Source organism: Acinetobacter sp. WU_MDCI_Abxd143, assembly GCF_025514195.1.
In the GTDB taxonomy this organism is placed as follows: Bacteria; Pseudomonadota; Gammaproteobacteria; order Pseudomonadales; family Moraxellaceae; genus Acinetobacter; species Acinetobacter pittii_H.
In genome coordinates this window covers 242,442-263,293 of sequence record NZ_JAHPTH010000004.1, presented here as the reverse complement: position 1 = coordinate 263,293, position 20,852 = coordinate 242,442, and the positions used below count along the sequence as shown (strand labels likewise).

Below are 20,852 nucleotides of genomic sequence, written 5' to 3'. Positions count from 1 at the left end.
GCGGGATGGAGCAGTCTGGTAGCTCGTCGGGCTCATAACCCGAAGGTCGTTGGTTCAAATCCAGCTCCCGCTACCAATTTGATTAAGGTGCAACTTAATCAAGCGAATATTGGATAAGTTTACATTGACTTTTTTCGATATTTGTATATAATTTTTGCACGTTGATGCGGGATGGAGCAGTCTGGTAGCTCGTCGGGCTCATAACCCGAAGGTCGTTGGTTCAAATCCAGCTCCCGCTACCAAGTTTCTTAAAAGAGGCTCACAGACAGGTGGGCCTTTTTGCACAGTGGACTATTGTTTTCTGTGCTAAATAGGGGCGATTAACGCCCTTTTTTATTGGTTATCGTATCGCTATCGTGTAGTGTCGACATCAATTGGTCAAATAGTCATGCTTCACTATAGTAGGTCTGTGTCGGTTAAAACAACCGATTGAATCGCACGAGAATGACGAGAGTAAATGAAATTATCAAATAAATCCCAAGCATTGCATGACTTAATTGTTCCTGCAGTGGAAGCATGTGGTGTCGACCTTTGGGGGATCGAGTTTCTCCCACAAGGTAAACGTTCATTATTGCGTATTTATATCGATAAAGCGGTAAGCGAAGATGCTGAGCCAGTACTTAATGAAGATGGTGAAGTAGAACAAGGCCGTGGTATTGGTGTACAAGATTGTGTGCGTGTAACACAACAAGTTGGCGCAATGTTGGATGTTCATGATCCAATTTCAGGTGAGTATTCATTAGAAGTTTCTTCACCGGGCTGGGATCGTCCATTTTTCCAACTAGAACAGTTACAAGGCTACATCGGACAACAAATTGCTTTGCGTCTAATTGCAGCAGTAGAAAACCGTCGTAAATTTCAAGCAAAGCTTATCGCAGTAGACCTTGAAAATGAAGAAATTCAGGTTGAAGTTGATGGGAAGCATGTGCTTGTAATCGACAGCAACAATATCGATAAAGCAAACTTGATCTATCAAGATTAAATTTATTAAATTTTATAAGAAATCGGTAGGTGACTTATGGGCCGCGAAATTCTTACCGTTGTTGAAACGGTTAGTAATGAAAAAGGTGTTAGTCGTGAAGCGATCTTCGAGGCTTTAGAACAAGCTCTAGTTGCTGCAACGAAGAAAAGATTTTACGAAGGTACGCATGCTGAAGAAGCTCAGCTTCGTGTAGAAATTGATCGTAAAACTGGTGATTACCGTACGTTCCGTCAATGGACTGTGGTTGCAGATGAAGATCATGAAATGCCAGCTTGCCAAGATGCAATTTCTGACGTTGATCCAGCTAAATGGTCAATTGGTGACGTACGTGAACTCGAAGTAGAATCTATTGAGTTTGGTCGTATCGCTGCACAAATTGCCAAGCAAGTTATCGTACAAAAAATTCGTGAAGCTGAGCGTGCTTTAGTTGCTGATGCATACGAGTCTAAAGTTGGTGAGTTAATTTACGGCGAAGTGAAAAAACAAACCAAAGATGGCTTCATTATCGACTTAGGCGACAACGCAGAAGCTTATCTTGCACGCGAAGAGATGATTCCAAAAGAAATTCTTCGTCCAAAACAACGTGTAAACGCTATTTTATATAATGTTAACCGTGAAGGTCGTGGCGCTCAGTTGTTGTTATCACGCGCTAAGCCTGAAATGTTAATCGCTTTAATGAAAAAAGAAATTCCTGAAATTTCTGAAGAAATCATTGAAATTAAAGCAGCGGCACGTCAACCGGGCGTTCGTGCTAAAATTGCAGTGAAAACAAATGATCACCGTATTGACCCTGTAGGTGCATGTATTGGTATGCGTGGTACGCGTATTCAAGCTGTACAACAAGAGTTAAATGGTGAACGTATTGATGTAGTGGTCTGGTCTGATGATCCGGCTCAATACATTGCTAGCGCATTAGAACCAGCTGATGTTTCAGGCATCGTGCTTGATGAAGATGCAAGAAGTGCTGACATTATTTTTGCAACCAGCGATCAATTAGCTCGCGCGATTGGCTCTCAAGGTCAAAACGTTCGTTTAGCTTCTGATTTAACTGGCTACAAACTCGACATGATGCTTGAAGAAGAGTATCGTGCTCGTCAGCAAAATGAAGCTCAGCAATATCTTGATATGTTTGTATCACGTCTCGATATTGAAGAAGATTTAGCAATGGCATTGGTGGAAATGGGCTTCACTTCTTTAGAAGAGATTGCTTATGTTCCTGCTGAGACTTTTGACGAAATTGAGCTTGATGCTGAATTGGTTGAGTTATTGCAAAGTCGTGCAAAAGAAGCAGCCCTTACTGATGCTTTGAAACAGCAAGAAAATATTCAAGAACCGAGCGCAGACCTTCTCACTATGGAAGGCATGACTTCTGAGATCGCTTACTCGCTTGCCGCTCGCGGTATTATTACTGTCGACGATTTGGCAGATCAGGCTACTGACGATATCTCTGATATTGAAGGTCTTGGTCATGAAAAAGCAGGTCAATTGATCATGAAAGCTCGCGAATCATGGTTTAACTAGGAGATGAAATATGACGGACAAGTCGATTAAAGAGTTAGCTCTCAGTGTAGGACGTCCTGTTGAGAAGCTCCTAGAACAGGCTCGTGAAGCAGGTTTGCCTCAACGTACAGCAGACGACATTATTACCACTGAACAACAGGATACTTTGGTCAATCATTTGAAAAAAGTTCATGGTCAGGAAAGTGGTAACACAGGAAAAATTGCGTTGAAACGTAAAACAACCAGTACCGCTAAAGTTGCAAGTACTTCAGGTAAAGCAAAAACAATTAACGTAGAAGTACGTAAAAAACAGGTTTTTGCTAAACCAAACCCTGAACAAATTGCAGCAGAAGCTAAAGCACGTGCAGAAGCAGAAGCGAAAGCACGTGTAGAACAGCAAACGCGTGAAACTGCCGAGCAAAAAGCGCGTCTTCAAACAGAGCAAAAAGCAAAAGCAACTTTAGATGCTATGCGTGCTGCTCATCAACAAGATAGTGCTGCACAGACAGCTCCAAAAGCTGCTGTTGTAGTGAAAAAGCGTGGTGGTGGCACAGTAAAACCTGCACCAAAACCAGCTGAAACTCCAGAACAGAAAAGAGCTCGTGAAGAGCAGTCAGCTCAGTTAAAAGCAACTGAAGAAGCTGCACGTCGTAAAGCAGCTGAAGAAGCTCAGCAACGTACACTTGAACAAATGCGCAAAATGGCGTCTAAGTATTCAAATGACGATGCTACTACGACAATTCGTGTAATTGATGATTCTCCACTTGCTTCAGGTCTAGTTGGCCAAGCTTATGAAGATTCATTTAAGCAAGAAGACCGTGAAATTAAACGCGGTGGGGCAACCACTAACCCACGTGCTGGTAAAAAAGGTGGTCGTCGTGGTCAAGAAGAGCAAAGCTTTGTTAACCATAACAAACGTGGTTTAAAATCAAGCCAAGCGAATAAGCATGGATTTGAAAAGCCAGTTAAAAAGCAAGTTTATGATGTAGAAATCGGTTCAAGCATTGTTGTTGCCGATCTTGCTCAAAAAATGGCGATTAAAGTACGTGAAGTTATCAAAACACTTATGAAAATGGGTGAATTGGTTAATCAAGATCAAGCTATTGATCAAGACACAGCGGCACTTGTTGTAGAAGAAATGGGCCACAACCCTGTTTTAGTTTCTGATACACAAGCGGAAGATAACTTGCTTGAAGCAGCTGAAGAAGCTCGTGGTGAGCAAACAACTCGTCCGCCAGTTGTTACCATTATGGGTCACGTTGACCATGGTAAAACATCATTACTTGACCGTATCCGTCGTTCGAAAGTGGCGGCTGGTGAAGCAGGTGGTATTACCCAGCATATTGGTGCATATCACGTTGAAACAGACAAAGGAATTATTACATTCCTTGATACACCGGGACATGCGGCATTTACTTCAATGCGTGCACGTGGTGCTAAAGCAACAGATATCGTTGTATTAGTTGTTGCTGCAGATGACGGTGTAATGCCACAAACTGCAGAAGCAATTGACCATGCTCGTGCAGCAGGTACTCCAATTATTGTTGCAATCAACAAAATGGATAAAGAATCTGCTGATCCAGACCGTGTGTTAAATGAATTAACAACGAAACAAATCGTTCCAGAAGAATGGGGTGGTGATGTTCCGATTGCTAAAGTTTCTGCACACAGCGGACAAGGTATTGATGAACTCCTTGATTTAATTCTTATTCAATCAGAATTGATGGAATTAAAAGCATCTGCTGAAGGTGCTGCGCAAGGTGTTGTTATTGAAGCACGTGTTGATAAAGGCCGTGGTGCGGTAACTTCTATTCTTGTTCAAAACGGTACATTAAACATTGGTGACCTTGTTCTTGCAGGTTCGTCTTATGGTCGTGTCCGTGCAATGTCTGATGAAAACGGTAAGCCGATTAAATCAGCAGGTCCATCTATTCCAGTAGAAATTCTGGGTCTTCCAGATGCTCCGATGGCAGGTGATGAAGTTCTTGTTGTAAATGACGAGAAGAAAGCGCGTGAAGTTGCCGATGCTCGTGCTGACCGTGAGCGTCAAAAACGTATTGATCGTCAAAGTGCTATGCGCCTTGAAAATATCATGTCGTCAATGGGCAAAAAAGATGTTCCTACAGTGAACGTTGTTTTGAAAACAGACGTACGTGGTACTTTAGAAGCATTGAATGCTGCTCTACATGAATTATCTACTGACGAAGTAAAAGTTCGTGTAATTAGCTCAGGTGTTGGTGCGATTACTGAGTCTGATGTAATTCTTGCTGAATCTTCAGAAGCTGTATTGTTAGGCTTTAACGTCCGTGCCGATACGACTGCTCGTCAACGAAGTGACCAAGATGGTATTGATATTCGTTACTACAGCATCATCTATGAATTAATTGATGATGTGAAAGATGCCATGAGCGGTAAACTTGCTCCTGAACATCGTGAAACAATCTTGGGTGTTGCGGAAGTACGTGAAGTATTCCACTCAAGTAAGTTTGGTGCAGCAGCAGGCTGTATGGTACTTGAAGGCACATTACATCGTAATAAACCGATTCGCGTATTACGTGATGATGTTGTAATTTTCCAAGGTGAGCTTGAATCTCTTCGTCGTTATAAAGACGTTGTTGATGAAGTTCGTGCCGGTATGGAATGTGGCCTTGCGGTGAAAGGTTATAAAGACATCAAACCACAAGATAAGATCGAAGTGTATGATGTTCAATTGATTAAACGGAGTCTTTAATGGCGGGTAGCCAACGCTTAAAGCGCATGGCGGATTCAGTACAACGTGAGTTGTCTGAGCTGATCCGTCAAGAGCTTAAAGATCCTCGCTTAGGTGGTCTAGTGACCATCTCTGCGGTGAAAGTCAGTGCGGATATGGGTTATGCTGAAGTTTATGTTACTGTTATGGGACGTGAACTCGGCGATGAGCAAAGTGAAGCAGCAAATAAAGAAACTTTAGATGTATTAAATAAAGCTTCTGGTTTCTTGCGTCATGAATTGAGTCGTCGCATTAAGACTCGTATTACGCCTCGCTTACGTTTCCATTACGATAAGACGAATGCATATGGTAACTATATGTTTGGTCTAATCGAAAAAGCGGTACAAGATTTGCCAGAACGTAAGTCAGATGACCAAGAGTAATTAAAACTCAAAAATAAAAAAGCCACCTTCGGGTGGCTTTTTTATTGATTCCATTTCTTATTCTTTAGGAGGTTCCATTGGCGGTTTGTTTTGTGAAAAGCGTTGGCCAATTTTATAACGATCCCAAGGTAGAGGACGTTCAATAGCTTCAGGTACTTCACCACTCAGTGAGCGTAAACGTAAATGTAGCGCAGCTTGTGCAATCAAATTAGCCGAAACTGGCGCGGTAATGAAAGCTAAAAGGGTAATGAGTAGCTCAGCAAAACCGAATCGCCCTTGGAAAGCAAAAAAGATCATTGAAGCGATCAGAAAGCTTCCTAAGCCGAGCGTACTCGACTTAGTTGGCGCATGTAAGCGCATGAATAAGTCGGGTAAACGGACCATACCGATTGAGCCAACTAACATGAAGAAAGCACCAAAAACCAGAAAGACCGAAACAATAATTTCCATTGTAAATTGCATTTGACCTCTCCTTAATCGATAACATGACCGGTTGTGAAGTAACGTGCTAAGGCGGCTGTAGATACGAAACCTAACATCGCCACCAGTAGTGCTCCTTCAAATAGAGAAGTCGTCATCCAATAAATGCCTAACACAACAATGAGGCAAGTTGCATTGAGGAAAAGTGTATCGAGCGCTAAAAGGCGGTCTACAATTGAAGGCCCCATAACTAGTCTGAAAAGGCAAAGTAGCATCGAGATTGTAATGGCAATCAAGCTAATACCTAGAGCATAGGGTAGGATTGTCATACACTTGCCTCCGTTTTACTTTTCACATCAAAAATTTCCATAAGAGGAATTTCATAACGTTCTTTGATGTCTTGAATATCAGATTCGGTATTATCTGTACTCAAAGCATGAACCAGAATATCCCCACGTTCCTGATCGATACCTGCAGAAACCGTACCTGGTGTTGTGGTAATGATCATTGCCAGTAAGGTGTTGACCTGCTCATGTTCTGTCTCTAAAGGTACGCGATACCATTTAGGATGTAATTTTTTAGTAGGTCCCAAAACAAGTTTTGCGACCTTAAAGTTAGAAATAATAATATCCCAAAGAACCACAAAACATAGTTTAACCGCAGGTTTCCAGTGAATATGCGGTGTGCGGGTAATAAACGGTTTGACTAAACGAGGGATGATTAAGCCCAAAAGCATCGCAGTCAAAAGATCACTCGCATCAAGACTATGCGCCAGCATCAACCAAAATAAAACGATGAGAACCGAAACAAATGGATGTGGAAACCAGCGTTCAAGCAAATGAGATAACTGCATTGTTATGGCTCCATAGGTTTCAATTGACTTTCATCAACAATGGTAGGCGTTTGGAGTTTGTCCTGTTGCTGAATTTGTCGTTGTTTATATTCAGAAATATGTTCGCCATTGAACGTATCTTTCGAAATAATATTTGGAACAAGATAAGCATTATGATCTTCAACTTCACCACCGTACTTAGTTTCCGGTAAGTAAGCTGGGTCATATGGCTGCACACTGATCACTTCGCCGTTTTTATCCACTTTAAGAATAGAGTGTTGGTAAAGTGCATGGTCTTGGATCTGCTCTGCGGTGCTTAATGTGTAATGCTGAATGGGTGCAGCAAAGACAACATAAGCGATTAAACCAGCCAGTAATAGATAGATGACTTGATCGTTACGTGGTGGTGCGCGTTCCGGTAAAGCACGATAAAGAATATAAGCAGGGTGGATTGGGTCTTCTTCTGGAGGGGATGCGCGCCAGAATAAGATAAAACCAACACGTGTGAGTGCAATAATACTTAATAGGCTCACAACAAGCACAACACCAATAATCCAGCCTTGATAGCTAGCTTCAACTGTTGCTTGTAGGATAAATACTTTTCCAAGAAAACCACTAAAAGGTGGTAATCCAGCCAACATCATCGCAATCAAGAAATAAGTCAGCATAGCCGCTTTTTCTTGTTTGATTCTTGGGGCAACTTTTAAATGATCTTTAAAATCTCCACGTTGTGAAGTGATCCATCCACAGAATAGATAAAAAGCTGCGCCGATCAATGTACTGTGCACTAAGTAATATAAAGCACCAGACCATGCTTGCGTATTAGACATGGCAATTGCTGTAAGCAAGGTACCAATTGAAGAAAGGACCATAAAGCCGACAAATCGACGTAAACGATCTGCTCCAATTGCTGCAATCACCCCATAAAGAGAAGTAATTAAGCCAATAGGCAATAACCAGCTTTTTAAGATTTCTTGACTAAGCGCATCGTCAAATACTGTTCCATTTACACGTAAAATAGAATAGATCCCGACTTTAGTCATAATAGTGAAAATTGCAGCTACAGGCGTACTTGCAACAGCATAGGTTTTTGGTAGCCAAAAACCGACAGGAAGCATTGCTGCTTTAATACCGAAAACAACAAAGAGAAGTAAGGAACCAGCGACTGCTAATTTATGCTGATCTGCTTCAAGTGTCGGTATAAGACGTGAGACATCCGCCATGTTGAGGCTACCCACGCTGCCATAAATCATACCAAGCCCAATTAAGAAAAGGGCAGAGGCTAAAAGATTGATAATGACATAGTGAACGCCAAGCTGAAAACGAGGTTTGCCTTGTCCATGTAAGAGCAATACATACGAAGCCATCAATAGGATTTCAAAAAAGACGAAAAGGTTAAATAAGTCGCCTGTTAGAAATGCCCCACAGATCCCCATTAATAGAAAATGTACCATGGCATGGAAATAGCGACCACGGGTGTCCCAATTGTCGCTTGCATACCATAAAACTGGTACCGCTAATGCGTAAGTCAGTGCCAGCATAAAAGCTGAAAGACGATCGAGTACAAGCACAATACCAAATGGTGCTGACCATTCACTTAGCTGGTAAACAGTAATTTGCCCCGTGCTGGCGTAACTAAGATAAACAATAGCGGTAATTAACCCGGCAATTGCTGAGACAAGGCTAATGCCACGGCGCCATGGCTGGCGCCAGTCATCTTTTAAAGCACCTGCCCCAGGGTTGCCTAAGAGTAATAAGATAAAAGCAGTAAATGCTGGGATGAGAATGCTAAAAATAGGCGTGTGTTGTTGCCAAAAAGATAAAAAATCAAACATCACGGCTCATCCTCACGCGGGTCGTATGTTGGGGAAGCATCTTCTTTAGCATCAACATGATCACTACCTGATTCATAACGGCTACGTAGCGCAAGTTGTACAATAAACGCTGTAGTTGCAAAACCGATCACGATAGCGGTTAGCACTAACGCTTGAGGAAGTGGATCGGTTATTTTTGTGGTTTCAGTTAAAATTGCCGGTGAGCTGATTTGTAATCGGCCCATAGCAAATAAAAATAGGTTTACTGCATAACCGATTACAGCCAATCCGAGCACAACAGGGAAAGTACGAGCACGTAAAATCAGATAAATACCTGTGGCAACAAGTAAACCAATAGCAGAAGCCAGTAAGAATTCTAAACTGATCATGATGATTCCTCCCGATGTGGTACAGGACCGGACATACTCGAATGACGAGAGTCTCCTAATACGGAGATGAGCAACATTGTCGCGCCTACAACGGTGATATAAACACCCAAGTCAAAACTTGCAGCTGAAGCTAGATGTAGTTTTCCTAGAATTGGTAATTCAACATAGACATGAGCGCTAGTGAGGAACGGACGTAACCAGAACCATGCTGCTATACCAGTCAGGCCTGCAATCGTTAATCCTGTGCCAATCCAGACTTCGTAAAGGCGGCCAGACTTCGCTTTTAACAGCTGTTCTGCTTGATCTTGACCTAGTGCAATATATTGAATGATTAATGCCATTGAGGTGATTAGACCTGCAATGAAGCCACCGCCTGGATAGTTATGTCCTCGCATAAAGATATAAACACTGACGACAAGCGCCAGAGGTAATACCCAAGAGGCCGTAATACGGAACATAAGCGGAGATGGATTAAAACGGTAGGTAAGACCTGGGGTCATGGTTGTACCGTGTACACGCATACCATCCATTAAACAGAGTGCGCCAATCGCAGCGATTCCTAATACTGTAATTTCTCCAAAGGTATCAAAACCACGGAAGTCAACTAAAATGACATTTACAATATTTGAGCCGCCACCAAGTGGTAAAGACTGTTGGGCAAAGAACCAAGAAATCGAATTATGATCACGGGTTAAAATGAGCCAAGTAATCCAGCCAATTCCTAAACCTCCAATAATTGCTAAGGCAGCATCTCTCAAACGTCTAGAGCGACGAGATTCATACGGTGTGAGCTGTGGAAGTAACGATAAGCTCATTAGTAAGAGAACAGTGGTTACTACATCTACTGTAATTTGAGTCAGCGCTAAATCTGGTGCTGACATGGTGACGAAAACCATCGTTACCACTAGACCAATTGCACCACTAATAAGTACTGCCTTAATACGCTCATGGTGGAACCAGAGCATCATCCAGCAACCTGAGAACAACGTCAGCCAAAGAACTACAGCAATCCATGGGGCATGGGTGAGTTCACGTGTACCAGTGCTCAACCCTTGATTGAGTAAAGGCATGGTAACCATGATGATGCTAAAAGCAATGATCCAGAACAAATAACTTTGTAATGAACCATTTTCAGTTTTTTGTTTGATTTTTCGGCTTGTAAGCAGCAGATGTTTTAAAAATAAATCAAATAAGATACGGCCTTGTAATCTGCCTAGACGTGGGTCAAGGTCAATTTTACGAATCATGCCGTCTTTTGCTAAAGCAAAGTAGAACAGCGTACCGCCAACCAAAGCAATAATACTCATCACAAGAGGGGCGTTAAATCCATGCCAAATTGCAAGGTGTGTACCCGCAAATTCTGGTTGCATCAAGCTTGCTCTTGTTACGCTATTGACCAGTGGTTCTACCAATAACGAAGGTAGAACGCCGACCAAGATACAAAGCACAGCAAGAAGAATGGCTGGAGCACGCATACCGATTGGTGGTTCATGTGCATCTTTATTTGGCACTTGTTTACCAATTGGACCGTCAAAGAACACACCATGCACTAAGCGAATTGAATAACTTACTGCGAAGATACCTGCCAGAGTTGCAATGATGCTGGCAAAGATAACCGTTGAGCCTGAAAGATTTGCCAATAGCTCGGTAAAGAACATCTCTTTTGAAATAAAGCCATTAGTGAGTGGTACACCTGCCATAGAGGCAGCGGTGATCATGGTGAGTGTGGCAGTGAAAGGAAGTAATTGCCAAATACCACTGAGTTTTCGAAGATCACGTGTGCCAGTTTCATGATCAATAATCCCTGCAAGCATAAACAGCGCTGCTTTAAATGTTGCATGGTTAATAATATGGAAAATAGCAGCAGCAACTGCTAAAGGAGAACCGATACCGAGTAAACAAACAATAAGCCCTAAATGACTAATGGTTGAATAGGCTAACAGTCCTTTTAAATCTTCTTTGAAAATGGCAAAACATGCTGCCATACAGAGCGTAAATAGGCCGACAAATGTAACGATATTATGATAAAGCGCAGCGCCTATAAAAATTGGAAGTAAGCGGGCAAGTAGAAAAATCCCGGCTTTTACCATGGTCGCAGAGTGTAGGTAAGCAGACACTGGCGTTGGTGCAGCCATGGCGTTAGGTAACCAAAAATGGAATGGAAACTGAGCACTTTTCGTAAATGCACCAAGTAAAATTAGCAATAACATTGGAATAAAAAGAGAGTGGGCTTGGATCGCATCTTTCATACCCATGATTTCGCTAATTTCATAGGTTCCGGTGATTTGTCCTAATAGAACAAATCCACCTAGCATTGCTAAACCACCCATCCCTGTAATCGTGAGTGCCATGCGAGAGCCACGTTGAGCAGCCTCATAATGACTCCAATAACCCACTAACAAGAAAGATGAAATACTGGTGAGCTCCCAAAAGACTAATAAAATAATAAGATTATTAGAGAGCGAAATACCCAGCATTGCTGCCATAAACAGCATGAGTAACGTATAGAGTTTACTTAAAGAATTTTTAGGGCCGAGATAATAATAGGCGTATATATAAATGAGTGTACCGATACCGGTAATAAGTAAAGAGAATAATAAACCAAGAGCATCGAGTCTGAAGCTTAGATTAATCCCTAATTGAGGTAACCAATCCCAGCTTTGTTGAATGCTTGCACCACCAAGCACAGTTTTAGCTTGAGTCAGTAATAATCCGAAACTGGTTAAACTGACTCCAATTGCCCCTAAAGCCGTTACTCCACGCGAGAACCGTTGAAGCAATGAAACAAGGGTGGTGCCTAATATTAACGGTAATAAGATAATTATCGGTAGCACACTCGTATCCATATGTGATTTAGGCCGAAACCTAAAGGTGAAATTTTAATTTCAGAATAGATAGGAATTCAAAGAGAGTTCCAAAGCTTATTATTCCGAAAACCCAACCAAATTAGAAAATAAAGCGAGAAACAAGTTGTATTGCGCAACTTGAAGAATAAAAACGCAAAATGAAATTTATTGTACACTAAAAAAGCATTGAAAATCTGATGTTATTACATGTAGTAACAACATCTAGTTATTTTAGTGCCTAAAAAACCTTCCTCCACCATATATTTTGTGAGAGCATTTTTTTGATTATAAAAAGGCAGTCTAGGGATTATAAAACTCAAACCGAAGAGCTTTCTTCTGGGGTATCTCCCGCATGGATCATCTTTAATAATTCATTTTTTTGTTGTTCATTTAAACCCTGAATCTGCTGAAATAAAATTTCAATCTGTGCTGGTGCTGGCGTCGGATCTATTAAGCTTAGAGGCTGTACTTCTATAGGTGATGTTAAAGGTTCGCTTCTTTGAAGTAAGGTATAGATATGTTCAAGCTGTTGTTTGGTGGTGTTTAAATCAAGATGGCTAATTTTACCGTGCTCTAATTTTAGACATTGATAGGTTGAAGCATGTTCGAGTAACTCTTCACGACTTCCTGTTGCAATAATTTGTAGGCGTGGGAATGCTTGATGAAGTCGATTTAAGATCTCGGAGCAATGTGTTGAGTCGAGCTGTGCATCAATCTGGTCAATGAGTAAAACGCCGTCTCCTTCAAGGCAAGGATTTAAACTTAATGGATTGAGTAAACAGAGTCTGCGGGCTATATCGCCTACTAAAGCAATCCAAGTTTTGGTTGTATTTGAAAGCTGCTGAAAAGGTAAGGTTTGAGCTTCATAATCAACCATAAGTTGCAACCGAGGCTGATATTGTAAATAGATATCTTTAAGCTCAGGTAAAACTATATTTAATGCGTTCTTGAGAGCGTAGAGATTGGGTGAAGTAAGCTGTTTAGGTTGCCCAGATAATTCTTTTTGAAGCTCATTTAATAATTCTGTGTGATCTTGCTGATCTGATTGCTTAGACCTAATCCGTTGTACGAGGTGAGCGGCTTGCGCATTTTCGATATCGCTAATTTCTCGTAACCATTCAAAAAAGCGCGCAAACGTTGTGAACGGTAGCGGGCTAATGTCATAGGCTGAAATAGCTTGGGTAATACCAGGTAAATTTTTATTCAAAAGATTGACTTCATTTACAAATCGCTCGGCTGGATAGTAAGCGATTAAGGGAAGTCCTTGCAGTGGATCTTTTTTTGTAACTTGTTGATAAAGCGCCATGGTTTGATCAAGTTGCTGAGTTTCAACTTGGCTCATTCCGATACCACTTGCATTTAAGGTTTTAAAAAGTTTCCAGCTACACAGCGAAGAATCTACCTGCTGAGCAGAGGTACTTTCTGGCAAGTGGCCAATTTCTGAAGGAATTTGAATAGTCACTTCAATTTTTGATTGTAGGCGCGACTGGGTAATGTCTTGATCGGGAGTGACAATTCCCGGACTGCGTAAATCTTTAAGACGAGCGGGCAACCAAGTTAAAGCATGGTAAGTATGTTTGAGCAACATACTTTTACCAGTGGCTTGTTCACCTAAAATTAAGGTGATCGGCTGTTTGTCATAATGAAAGTGTATTTTAAGGTCGTGAAACAGAGCAATATGTTTAAATTGGACAGATTCAAGTTTCATAGGCTCACCTAAGTATGAGCGCTTCAACCAACCGACTGACGAAGACTTAAAGGCGCCCTTAGTTTTAATTGTTGTATCAGATCATAAAGATGATGGATATTTAGACTTACTTTAGCACGAGTACAGGCAACGTACAGTAGTCTTAATTCTTCATCAGTAATCTTGTGTTCTAACCCATTAATTTTAAATTGATAGTCATCTTCAATATGAACGCGGTTCCATTCTAAGCCTTTCGCTTTATGGGCTGTAGAGATGACATAGTCAGCTTGCTCAAGTGGCGTAATCTTTGCAAGCGCTTTTTTTAGTGGGTCAGTGCCGTGGTCATCGACCAGTTTTACTAATGGCTTAATGTCACTACCTTCATTGGTTTCACAGTATTCATGGACATCATGCCACGAATTAAACCATGCTAATTCAGGCACATCCGTGACCCGTTTTCCTTGCTTTAAGAGGCTGGCAGCGTCTACAAAACGGTTTAGTTTTTGATGATCAGCTTGCAGACTTACTTTATCGCCGTGAACTAAACCTGCTAATAAAAGCTCCATTGCCCGAGCATTGGTACGACATAAAATCGCATCACGCATTTTAGTGTGTGGTTTATTTACAACACTTGATTTCTGGTTTGGATTACCAAGCAGGGGAACAGTTTCATTTAAGCCGCCCAGCAATGCATTGGCAACGTCGGCAATCGTTTCACCAAAACGAAAAGAAGTAGTGAGGCGAGACTCTGGCAGCGGCAATTGTTGCATTGCATTAATCGCACCACGCCACGCATAGATTTGCTGATGTGCATCACCTACATAGATGACCTGAGTATTTTTCTGACGAAGTAAAATACCCAACATTAAAGGGTCAGCATCTTGTGCTTCATCGAATAGCACATAATCGGCTGGAATGTTAGGTTCAGATAATGCCCAAAGTTTGAGGTAAATATCGTGACCAATTCCTGCCTGATGATTTGGGTCGATGGACTCTAACCAGCGGCGTTCAACAGCAGGGTAAAGATGGGTTTGAAGTGCAGTAATATCGTCTGGATGTAACCAGTTTGGCGCCTGAATATGTCGAGGCGCTGGATATTGAGAACTGGTCGAACAGAAATAGCTCACTGCATTGGCGACAAGGCTCGCTAGGCGACTTGGCATCAAGACGTATTTTTCATAACGTCCACCCATCATGCGCCGTAAGGTAATCGGTTCTAGTCGATATTCTTTGGCAATAAAGCTTGGACTTAAGCGAGGCAAGCGTAATTTATCGGTCACACCTCGTGGCACACTGCGAAAAGCGAGTGAGTGAAAAGTACGGCAGTCCACATTACGATGAAATTTGTTTTGTGCTTCACCAGCAATGGCTTTGTTGAATGCTAGATACATACCGCGCCGTTCAGGCATGGCATCACTAATCATTTGTAACGTAGTAGTTTTACCTGTACCCGCATAGGCAATCACTTTAAATGATTGCCCAAGACGTGCGTTATCTATGGCAATGGCTTGCTCATAGGTGGCTTTAGGTTTTTCGATATTCGACACTGAGTGATTTTAAACCTTGTTGCGGTTAGCTTTTTCAACTAAACCAGATAAACCCTGACGACGAGCTAATTCGTCAATAATAAGTTGTGGATTAAGATCGAAATAACCCAACATGACAATGCTATGGAACCACAAATCAGCAGTTTCATAAATCAAGTCATTTAAATTGCTTTCTGTATTTTGAGCAGCGTAGTCTTTGGCAGCGATAATCGTTTCTACGCTTTCTTCACCGACTTTTTCTAAGATTTTATTGATGCCTTTTTTGTAGAGGCTTGCCACATATGAAGTATCAGCTTCTGCTTGCTTACGCTCTTGCATCAATTGCCCTAAGTGAGCAAGTACATCAACTTGTTCAGTAGTGTGAGTATGGTCGTGGCTTTCAGTTTTGGCTTTGTCACCATAAATTGCATTAGGATCTTTTAATTGTGCATCGACAATTTCCCAGCCCTGTGGGGTAAGTTTGCGATAGAAACAAGACTCACGACCTGTATGGCACGCGATACCGCCATGTTGCTCAACTTGTAATATAATTACATCGCCGTCGCAGTCTAAACGAATTTCATGGACGGTTTGAAAGTGACCTGATTCTTCACCCTTGTGCCAGAGTTTTTGGCGAGAGCGAGAGAAATAAACAGCCTGATTTTTTTCTGCTGTGAGCGCAAGTGATTCACGGTTCATCCACGCCACCATCAAAATACGTCCGGTTTGATGATGTTGAGCAATGGCAGGGATAAGACCTTGTTCGTTAAATTTTACTTCATCGAGCCATTGCGTGTTATTCATGAGGAATCACCAAAGAAATAGGAACTATAAATTGATTTCAATCAGATGCTAAAAAATAGCTTGTATAGTGTACGGCATCAACGTCAGTTTTAGGAAAAATTCTTTGTCCTTTTTGTCTTTGTCAGCCTAATGAGTAGCTTGAATACGTTTGCTTTTAAAAGTCCGACAGAGATTCACTTTTTAAATTAAAAGCACTGTTTTCTTTAGGCCATTGAGCTACTCGATCATAATCAAGTTTTTGGAATGGCCCTGTTTTTAAGCCTGAAATTGTGATTGCCATTTCTTTTCGAAAATAAGGGATCTGATACATCCAAGGGAAAACTAAATCTCTTAAACCTCCAGCCCACCAATGGTCAGATTGATAAAGTGGTGTTAGTAAACGACTGAGAAATTGATAAAACTGGGTAGATGAACGGCGAAGCTGGTGATAATACTGCCAGAGTAGGGACCAATCAATATTTTGGTTCTTTTGAGCTTGTTGCAATGATTGAGAAAAAGCCCAAGCATCCAATAATGCCATATTAGCCCCTTGTCCTAACTGTGGGCTCATCGCATGAGCTGCATCTCCAATCACCCCAATTCGACCTTGACCAAATTGAGTCATAACGACATCACGGTAGTTTGCAGATAACCATTTGGGCTGAGTTGGACTGTTATATAAAATCTCTTTTAGCCATTCTGCAACTGTGGGCCAACGCTCAGAGACTTGCTTTAACCAAGCTTGTTTAGCCTGCTCATCTTGCAAAAAGCTTTGTAATTGTGGCTTAGGTAAGCTCCAAAATACACTTGAAAGGCGCTGTTGAGGTTCGGTTGGAACTGCTCCTGTAGGAAGAATTCCCATCATAATTTTCGAGCGATCATAAAATTGATGCAGAATTTCAGAATCGAGCACTTGGCACTCAGGTACGATACTCCACGCGGCCCCCCAAGGATAAGCTTGGTCAACCTTTACCCATGCTTTAGGTTTTAATTGACTACGAGCACCATTGGCAATAAGGATGGCATCAAAGCGAGCATCAAACTTTTGGTTTTGATGACTTCCGAATATCCGAACTTCATCGTTACATTCTTCAAAACGTTCAACAGAGTGGTTCATACGCCAAGTAATCTGGCTTGAATACTCGCTAAGTTTTTGAGTGAGAACGTGACATAAAGTGGCTCGGTGTATACCTAGACCATAAAGATTTGTTGATGCTTCGCGATAGTGACTGTTAACTAAAAGACGCTTGTCTGGAAGTTGTCCTTCTAAGCCTGTGACTTTCGCACCTAAGGTTAGGGTTTTGTCGAGCACACCTAAGTGCTCAAATACGGCTAAGCCCGCAGGTTGTAGCAGTAAACCTGCACCTACCGGAGATAACTCATCAACTTGTTCAAAAATAGTAACGTGGTTGCCTTCACGGGCGAGCAAAATCGCAGTGGCTAAACCTGCCGTGCCTGCACCAATAATGGCAAAATGAGGTGTTTTCATTGTTTATTCTTTTGAAGCATTTATGGGTTCAATTTAGCAATGAATGAATAGTTGAGCTATAAATTTTTTTAAAATTAAAGTTTTTCCATAAAAAAATCCCTTGCCAGTGCAAGGGATTTTGAACTTATTTCAAGATGCGCCAAAGCGCTAGTAAACTACTCAGCACAATTAGAATAATCGAGACAAACCAAGGACTAATAATCGCAATAGTCAGTAAAATCAGCATGCTACTACCGAACATCCAACTGCGGCGTTGTTGGTGTTCCATTTGCAAACGAAGTTGCTGAATTTCACGTAACTGACGGTCTTGCCAAGCAGACTGATTTTTTAAACCATTTAAGCTATCAATAATTAAACTAGGGAAATCTTGAGCACCTAAAAGCAGGTCAGGTAACTGCTGGCCCAGCTCTTTTACATTTTTGACTGGGTTCATGTTGGATTTGACCCATTCCGTCAAAATTGGTTTTGCCAATTTCCAGATGTCGAGCTGCGGGTAAAGGTCAGTCCCTAGGCCTTCTACATGCACTAAAGTTTTGAGTAGCAGCATGAGTTGTGGTGGTATCTCAAGATGGAAGCGTCGAGCAATATCCATGACTTGAATTAAGATACCCGCAAAATCAAGTTGGTCCATTGGTTTAGATACCATTGGCCCAACAGTACGGCGCATTTCACGTGCGAGAGCATCTTGGTCTGTACCCGGTGGAATCCAGCCAGCTTGATGCACAATTTGAATGAGCTGCATAAAGTTGCTGTTCATCACAGCAAGCAACATGCGGGCAACCGTCATCTGGTCGTGTTTAGATAGCTCGCCCATAATCGCACAGTCCAGCGCAATAAAGCGTGGATTGCTTGGGTTGATGGTTTCTACAAAGACGTTACCAGGGTGCATGTCTGCATGGAAAAAGTTATCGCGGAAGACTTGCGTAAAGAAAATGGTTAATCCTTTTTCTGCAAGTTGTGCGCGGTCCATGCCTAGACGGTCAAAGGTTGCCGTATCTGAAATAGGCACACCAGTAATGCGCTCAGCCACCATGACATCTTTGGTGTCCATGTAGACTTCTGGTACATACATCATGGTTGAGCCAGTAAAGTAATGGCGCATACGACGTGTGTTATCAGCCTCAATACTCAAGTCCAGTTCATTTAAAATGATCTGGCGGTAGTCTTGAATAATTTCGGTGAGATGCAACGCACGAGCAGCTTCAAGGCGGCTTTCTAGCGTGTTGCCTAACCATGCCAAAATTTCAAAATCTTGTAAGATTTGATTGCGAATATCAGGGCGAGTCACTTTAACCACAACTTCGCGACCATCATGCAATGCAGCAGTATGAACTTGGGCAATTGATGCGGCAGCTAATGGCTGGTCATCAAATCGTGCAAACAAGGTATTTACGTCAGCTTTTAACGATTCTTGAATACGTTGTTTGGCAACATTGCTATCAAAAGGTTTTACCTGATCTTGAAGTAAGACCAATTGAGCGAGTATTTCAGGTGGAATTAAATCACGTCGAGTTGACAGTAATTGACCAAGCTTGATTGCAAGCGGCCCCATCTCTTCTAAAGCTTCTTTGAGCTTTAAAGGATTTTTACGTTCGCGACTTGACCATGCAGCTGGGTGCATTTTAATAACACTTAATGCACGTTGAGCTTTAACTGGTAGTTCATCCGCAGGGAACAACGTATCGAGTCTATAGTGCGCTGCAATACGCCAAAGTTCGAGTAAACGTGAAACGTGCGGAATCATATACAATCTTACCTAGTCTTGAGAGGGTTGTAGTTGTGCATTGAGTTGCTGCAATCTTGCTTCTAGACGGTCAATGTCTTGATTAAGCTTGCGAGTTGCTTGAGTTAAGTCATCCATTTCCCAGCGAGGGGCAAATAGGCCGCTATCTTCTTTTAATGCGTCTTCTGCGAAAAATAGATGGCTTTGCACGGAGCGTTTTAAATGTTTTGGTGCAAGTTGAATCTTGCCAATTTCATGAGCGAGTTGAGGACCCACCCATCTTGATAAATGCGCAGCTAAATCAGGTTCAGTTTGCTGCATAATCTTTTGAATATCCTGTAGGAGGTGATAATCACCTTGGAGCGGGATATTCCCAATCTGGTCTGGATCGCTGACCAATAATTTAATTAGTTCAACGACATCTTTAACATGCAAAGTTGCTGTTGCTTCAGAAATTTTGAATTGCGCATCAAAAGGACGCTGTTCAAAAATAGAAGGTTTTTCACTATGACCTGTTACGGTAGGTTCAAGACGTACTTTTTCTTGGTCAAAGAATACATCGACAGAAAGTTGCGGGCTATCAATCACAACACGCAACATTTTGCCCTGTAACTGATTAAGCTGAATGCGTGTAACCGCATCCAGATCGATCAGATGATGAATGATACGTTCGACTGCACCGAGTGCCAGAATCGACCACATATCGTTATCCCTTACAGTTTGAAGCCACGGTGAACAGCAACGATACCCGCAGTAAGGTTGTGATAGTCACAGTTCTGGAAGCCAGCATTTTCCATCATACCTTTTAAAGTACGTTGGTCTGGGTGCATACGGATTGATTCAGCCAAATACTTATAGCTTTCTGAGTCATTCGCAACCAATTTACCCATAATCGGTAAAGCGGTGAATGAATAGAGGTCATAAAGTTTTGAGAATGGCTCAAATACAGGTTTAGAAAATTCAAGAATCAGTAAACGGCCACCTGGTTTTAACACACGGAACATAGAAGCAAGTGCTGCGTCTTTATCTGTCACGTTACGTAAACCAAAGCTGATTGTTACAAGGTCAAAGCTGTTGTCTGCAAAAGGTTCTAATGTTTCTGCATTGGCAAGTACAAAATCGACATTGGTACAGCCCGCATCAATTAAACGGTCACGACCAACATTGAGCATAGATTCGTTAATGTCTGAAAGTACAACATGACCTTGCGGACCAACTTCACGGCTAAATACTTTTGCTAAGTCGCCTGTACCACCCGCAATATCCAACACGTGTTGACCACGGCGAACACCAGACATATTAATTGCAAAACGCTTCCATAAACGGTGAATACCAAATGACATCAAGTCATTCATCAAGTCATATTTGCTTGCAACCGAGTGGAAAACTTCTGCAACTTTTTGTGCTTTATCTTCAGTTCTAACTGTTGAGTAACCAAAGTGTGTTGTTTCCCCAACATTGCCAGTATTACCAGCACCACGAGGTAAATTGTATTTAGGTACAGAACCATTCACAGGTGTGTCTGTTAAGGTTTGCTGTAAAGTTTGCTGTTGCCCTTGAGGTGTACCTTGCGGTAAAGGTGAGCTTAGGAATGGGCTAACTTTGTCTGAACTTTGTGCCTGCTCAGTTGGAGATGTTGGCTTTTGGTTTTCGTTAGACATATTGTCTCTCCTAGACTCAAACTCAAGTGAAACGGAATAAGTTCTGCATGATGACAGATTTTGTCTAT

General features: G+C 41.8%; 17 protein-coding genes and 1 tRNA gene. 5 read left to right on the top strand and 13 right to left on the bottom strand.

Going from position 1 to position 20,852, the window contains the following annotated elements:
* Positions 1-165 precede the first annotated feature (165 nt).
* The 5 genes from KTI79_RS11195 (at position 166) to KTI79_RS11175 (ending at position 5,614) form a co-directional block, all read left to right on the top strand.
* Positions 166-242: transfer RNA gene (locus KTI79_RS11195), tRNA-Met, on the top strand.
* 215 nt (positions 243-457) lie between these two features.
* Positions 458-982: a ribosome maturation factor RimP gene (gene rimP / locus KTI79_RS11190; protein WP_016142372.1), complete on the top strand. Its 525-nt coding sequence runs from the start codon at positions 458-460 to the stop codon at positions 980-982.
* 36 nt (positions 983-1,018) lie between these two features.
* Complete coding sequence (gene nusA, locus KTI79_RS11185) at positions 1,019-2,503, top strand: transcription termination factor NusA (RefSeq protein WP_002115134.1); 1,485 nt, start codon at positions 1,019-1,021, stop codon at positions 2,501-2,503.
* A 10-nt stretch (positions 2,504-2,513) separates the two neighbouring features.
* The gene (infB, locus tag KTI79_RS11180) at positions 2,514-5,213 is read left to right on the top strand and encodes a translation initiation factor IF-2 (RefSeq protein WP_002114697.1); all 2,700 of its coding nucleotides are present in this window, start codon (positions 2,514-2,516) and stop codon (positions 5,211-5,213) included.
* The gene (locus KTI79_RS11175) at positions 5,213-5,614 is read left to right on the top strand and encodes a ribosome-binding factor A (RefSeq protein WP_002114836.1); all 402 of its coding nucleotides are present in this window, start codon (positions 5,213-5,215) and stop codon (positions 5,612-5,614) included. Before infB ends, KTI79_RS11175 begins: the two co-directional genes overlap by 1 nt.
* Before the next feature lie 57 nt (positions 5,615-5,671).
* On the opposite strand, the gene KTI79_RS11170 is transcribed toward KTI79_RS11175, so the two are convergent.
* From KTI79_RS11170 to ubiE, 13 genes are all read right to left on the bottom strand, one after another.
* Positions 5,672-6,076: a Na+/H+ antiporter subunit G gene (locus KTI79_RS11170; protein WP_005065884.1), complete on the bottom strand. Its 405-nt coding sequence runs from the start codon at positions 6,074-6,076 to the stop codon at positions 5,672-5,674.
* Positions 6,077-6,087: 11 nt separating this feature from the next.
* Positions 6,088-6,363 carry a monovalent cation/H+ antiporter subunit F gene (locus KTI79_RS11165; RefSeq protein WP_016142368.1) on the bottom strand — a complete coding sequence of 92 codons (276 nt, stop codon included), beginning with the start codon at positions 6,361-6,363 and terminating at the stop codon, positions 6,088-6,090.
* Positions 6,360-6,887 carry a Na+/H+ antiporter subunit E gene (locus KTI79_RS11160; protein WP_032054282.1) on the bottom strand — a complete coding sequence of 176 codons (528 nt, stop codon included), beginning with the start codon at positions 6,885-6,887 and terminating at the stop codon, positions 6,360-6,362. Before KTI79_RS11160 ends, KTI79_RS11165 begins: the two co-directional genes overlap by 4 nt.
* A 2-nt stretch (positions 6,888-6,889) precedes the next feature.
* Positions 6,890-8,701 (bottom strand): monovalent cation/H+ antiporter subunit D, encoded by a 1,812-nt coding sequence (locus KTI79_RS11155; RefSeq protein ID WP_032054283.1) that lies wholly within the window; start codon positions 8,699-8,701, stop codon positions 6,890-6,892.
* Complete coding sequence (locus KTI79_RS11150; protein ID WP_002115033.1) at positions 8,701-9,069, bottom strand: Na+/H+ antiporter subunit C; 369 nt, start codon at positions 9,067-9,069, stop codon at positions 8,701-8,703. The genes KTI79_RS11155 and KTI79_RS11150 overlap by 1 nt, the downstream gene beginning before the upstream one ends.
* Positions 9,066-11,915, bottom strand: coding sequence for a monovalent cation/H+ antiporter subunit A (locus tag KTI79_RS11145; RefSeq protein WP_032054284.1), 2,850 nt, complete (start codon positions 11,913-11,915; stop codon positions 9,066-9,068). Before KTI79_RS11145 ends, KTI79_RS11150 begins: the two co-directional genes overlap by 4 nt.
* 316 nt (positions 11,916-12,231) lie before the next feature.
* Positions 12,232-13,623: an AAA family ATPase gene (locus KTI79_RS11140; RefSeq protein ID WP_032054285.1), complete on the bottom strand. Its 1,392-nt coding sequence runs from the start codon at positions 13,621-13,623 to the stop codon at positions 12,232-12,234.
* 23 nt (positions 13,624-13,646) lie between these two features.
* Positions 13,647-15,149: a UvrD-helicase domain-containing protein gene (locus KTI79_RS11135; protein WP_016144176.1), complete on the bottom strand. Its 1,503-nt coding sequence runs from the start codon at positions 15,147-15,149 to the stop codon at positions 13,647-13,649.
* Positions 15,150-15,158: 9 nt separating this feature from the next.
* Entirely contained in the window at positions 15,159-15,932 is a 774-nt protein-coding gene (gene hisIE, locus KTI79_RS11130) for a bifunctional phosphoribosyl-AMP cyclohydrolase/phosphoribosyl-ATP diphosphatase HisIE (RefSeq protein WP_032054286.1), read from the bottom strand.
* 154 nt (positions 15,933-16,086) lie between these two features.
* Positions 16,087-17,400, bottom strand: a complete 1,314-nt coding sequence (locus KTI79_RS11125; RefSeq protein ID WP_032054287.1) for an FAD-dependent oxidoreductase — start codon at positions 17,398-17,400, stop codon at positions 16,087-16,089.
* Between the two features lie 124 nt (positions 17,401-17,524).
* Positions 17,525-19,144, bottom strand: coding sequence for an ABC1 kinase family protein (locus KTI79_RS11120; RefSeq protein WP_031966347.1), 1,620 nt, complete (start codon positions 19,142-19,144; stop codon positions 17,525-17,527).
* 12 nt (positions 19,145-19,156) lie between these two features.
* The gene (locus KTI79_RS11115; protein WP_032054288.1) at positions 19,157-19,825 is read right to left on the bottom strand and encodes an SCP2 domain-containing protein; all 669 of its coding nucleotides are present in this window, start codon (positions 19,823-19,825) and stop codon (positions 19,157-19,159) included.
* A gap of 11 nt (positions 19,826-19,836) precedes the next feature.
* The gene (gene ubiE / locus KTI79_RS11110; RefSeq protein WP_002114829.1) at positions 19,837-20,784 is read right to left on the bottom strand and encodes a bifunctional demethylmenaquinone methyltransferase/2-methoxy-6-polyprenyl-1,4-benzoquinol methylase UbiE; all 948 of its coding nucleotides are present in this window, start codon (positions 20,782-20,784) and stop codon (positions 19,837-19,839) included.
* Positions 20,785-20,852 lie beyond the last annotated feature (68 nt).

Coding starts and splice junctions, on each gene's coding strand:
- rimP (WP_016142372.1), top strand. CDS start 458: ATGAAATTATCAAATAAATCCCAAGCATTGCATGACTTAATTGTTCCT.
- nusA (WP_002115134.1), top strand. CDS start 1,019: ATGGGCCGCGAAATTCTTACCGTTGTTGAAACGGTTAGTAATGAAAAA.
- infB (WP_002114697.1), top strand. CDS start 2,514: ATGACGGACAAGTCGATTAAAGAGTTAGCTCTCAGTGTAGGACGTCCT.
- KTI79_RS11175 (WP_002114836.1), top strand. CDS start 5,213: ATGGCGGGTAGCCAACGCTTAAAGCGCATGGCGGATTCAGTACAACGT.
- KTI79_RS11170 (WP_005065884.1), bottom strand. CDS start 6,076: ATGCAATTTACAATGGAAATTATTGTTTCGGTCTTTCTGGTTTTTGGT.
- KTI79_RS11165 (WP_016142368.1), bottom strand. CDS start 6,363: ATGACAATCCTACCCTATGCTCTAGGTATTAGCTTGATTGCCATTACA.
- KTI79_RS11160 (WP_032054282.1), bottom strand. CDS start 6,887: ATGCAGTTATCTCATTTGCTTGAACGCTGGTTTCCACATCCATTTGTT.
- KTI79_RS11155 (WP_032054283.1), bottom strand. CDS start 8,701: ATGTTTGATTTTTTATCTTTTTGGCAACAACACACGCCTATTTTTAGC.
- KTI79_RS11150 (WP_002115033.1), bottom strand. CDS start 9,069: ATGATCAGTTTAGAATTCTTACTGGCTTCTGCTATTGGTTTACTTGTT.
- KTI79_RS11145 (WP_032054284.1), bottom strand. CDS start 11,915: ATGGATACGAGTGTGCTACCGATAATTATCTTATTACCGTTAATATTA.
- KTI79_RS11140 (WP_032054285.1), bottom strand. CDS start 13,623: ATGAAACTTGAATCTGTCCAATTTAAACATATTGCTCTGTTTCACGAC.
- hisIE (WP_032054286.1), bottom strand. CDS start 15,932: ATGAATAACACGCAATGGCTCGATGAAGTAAAATTTAACGAACAAGGT.
- KTI79_RS11125 (WP_032054287.1), bottom strand. CDS start 17,400: ATGAAAACACCTCATTTTGCCATTATTGGTGCAGGCACGGCAGGTTTA.
- KTI79_RS11120 (WP_031966347.1), bottom strand. CDS start 19,144: ATGATTCCGCACGTTTCACGTTTACTCGAACTTTGGCGTATTGCAGCG.
- KTI79_RS11115 (WP_032054288.1), bottom strand. CDS start 19,825: ATGTGGTCGATTCTGGCACTCGGTGCAGTCGAACGTATCATTCATCAT.
- ubiE (WP_002114829.1), bottom strand. CDS start 20,784: ATGTCTAACGAAAACCAAAAGCCAACATCTCCAACTGAGCAGGCACAA.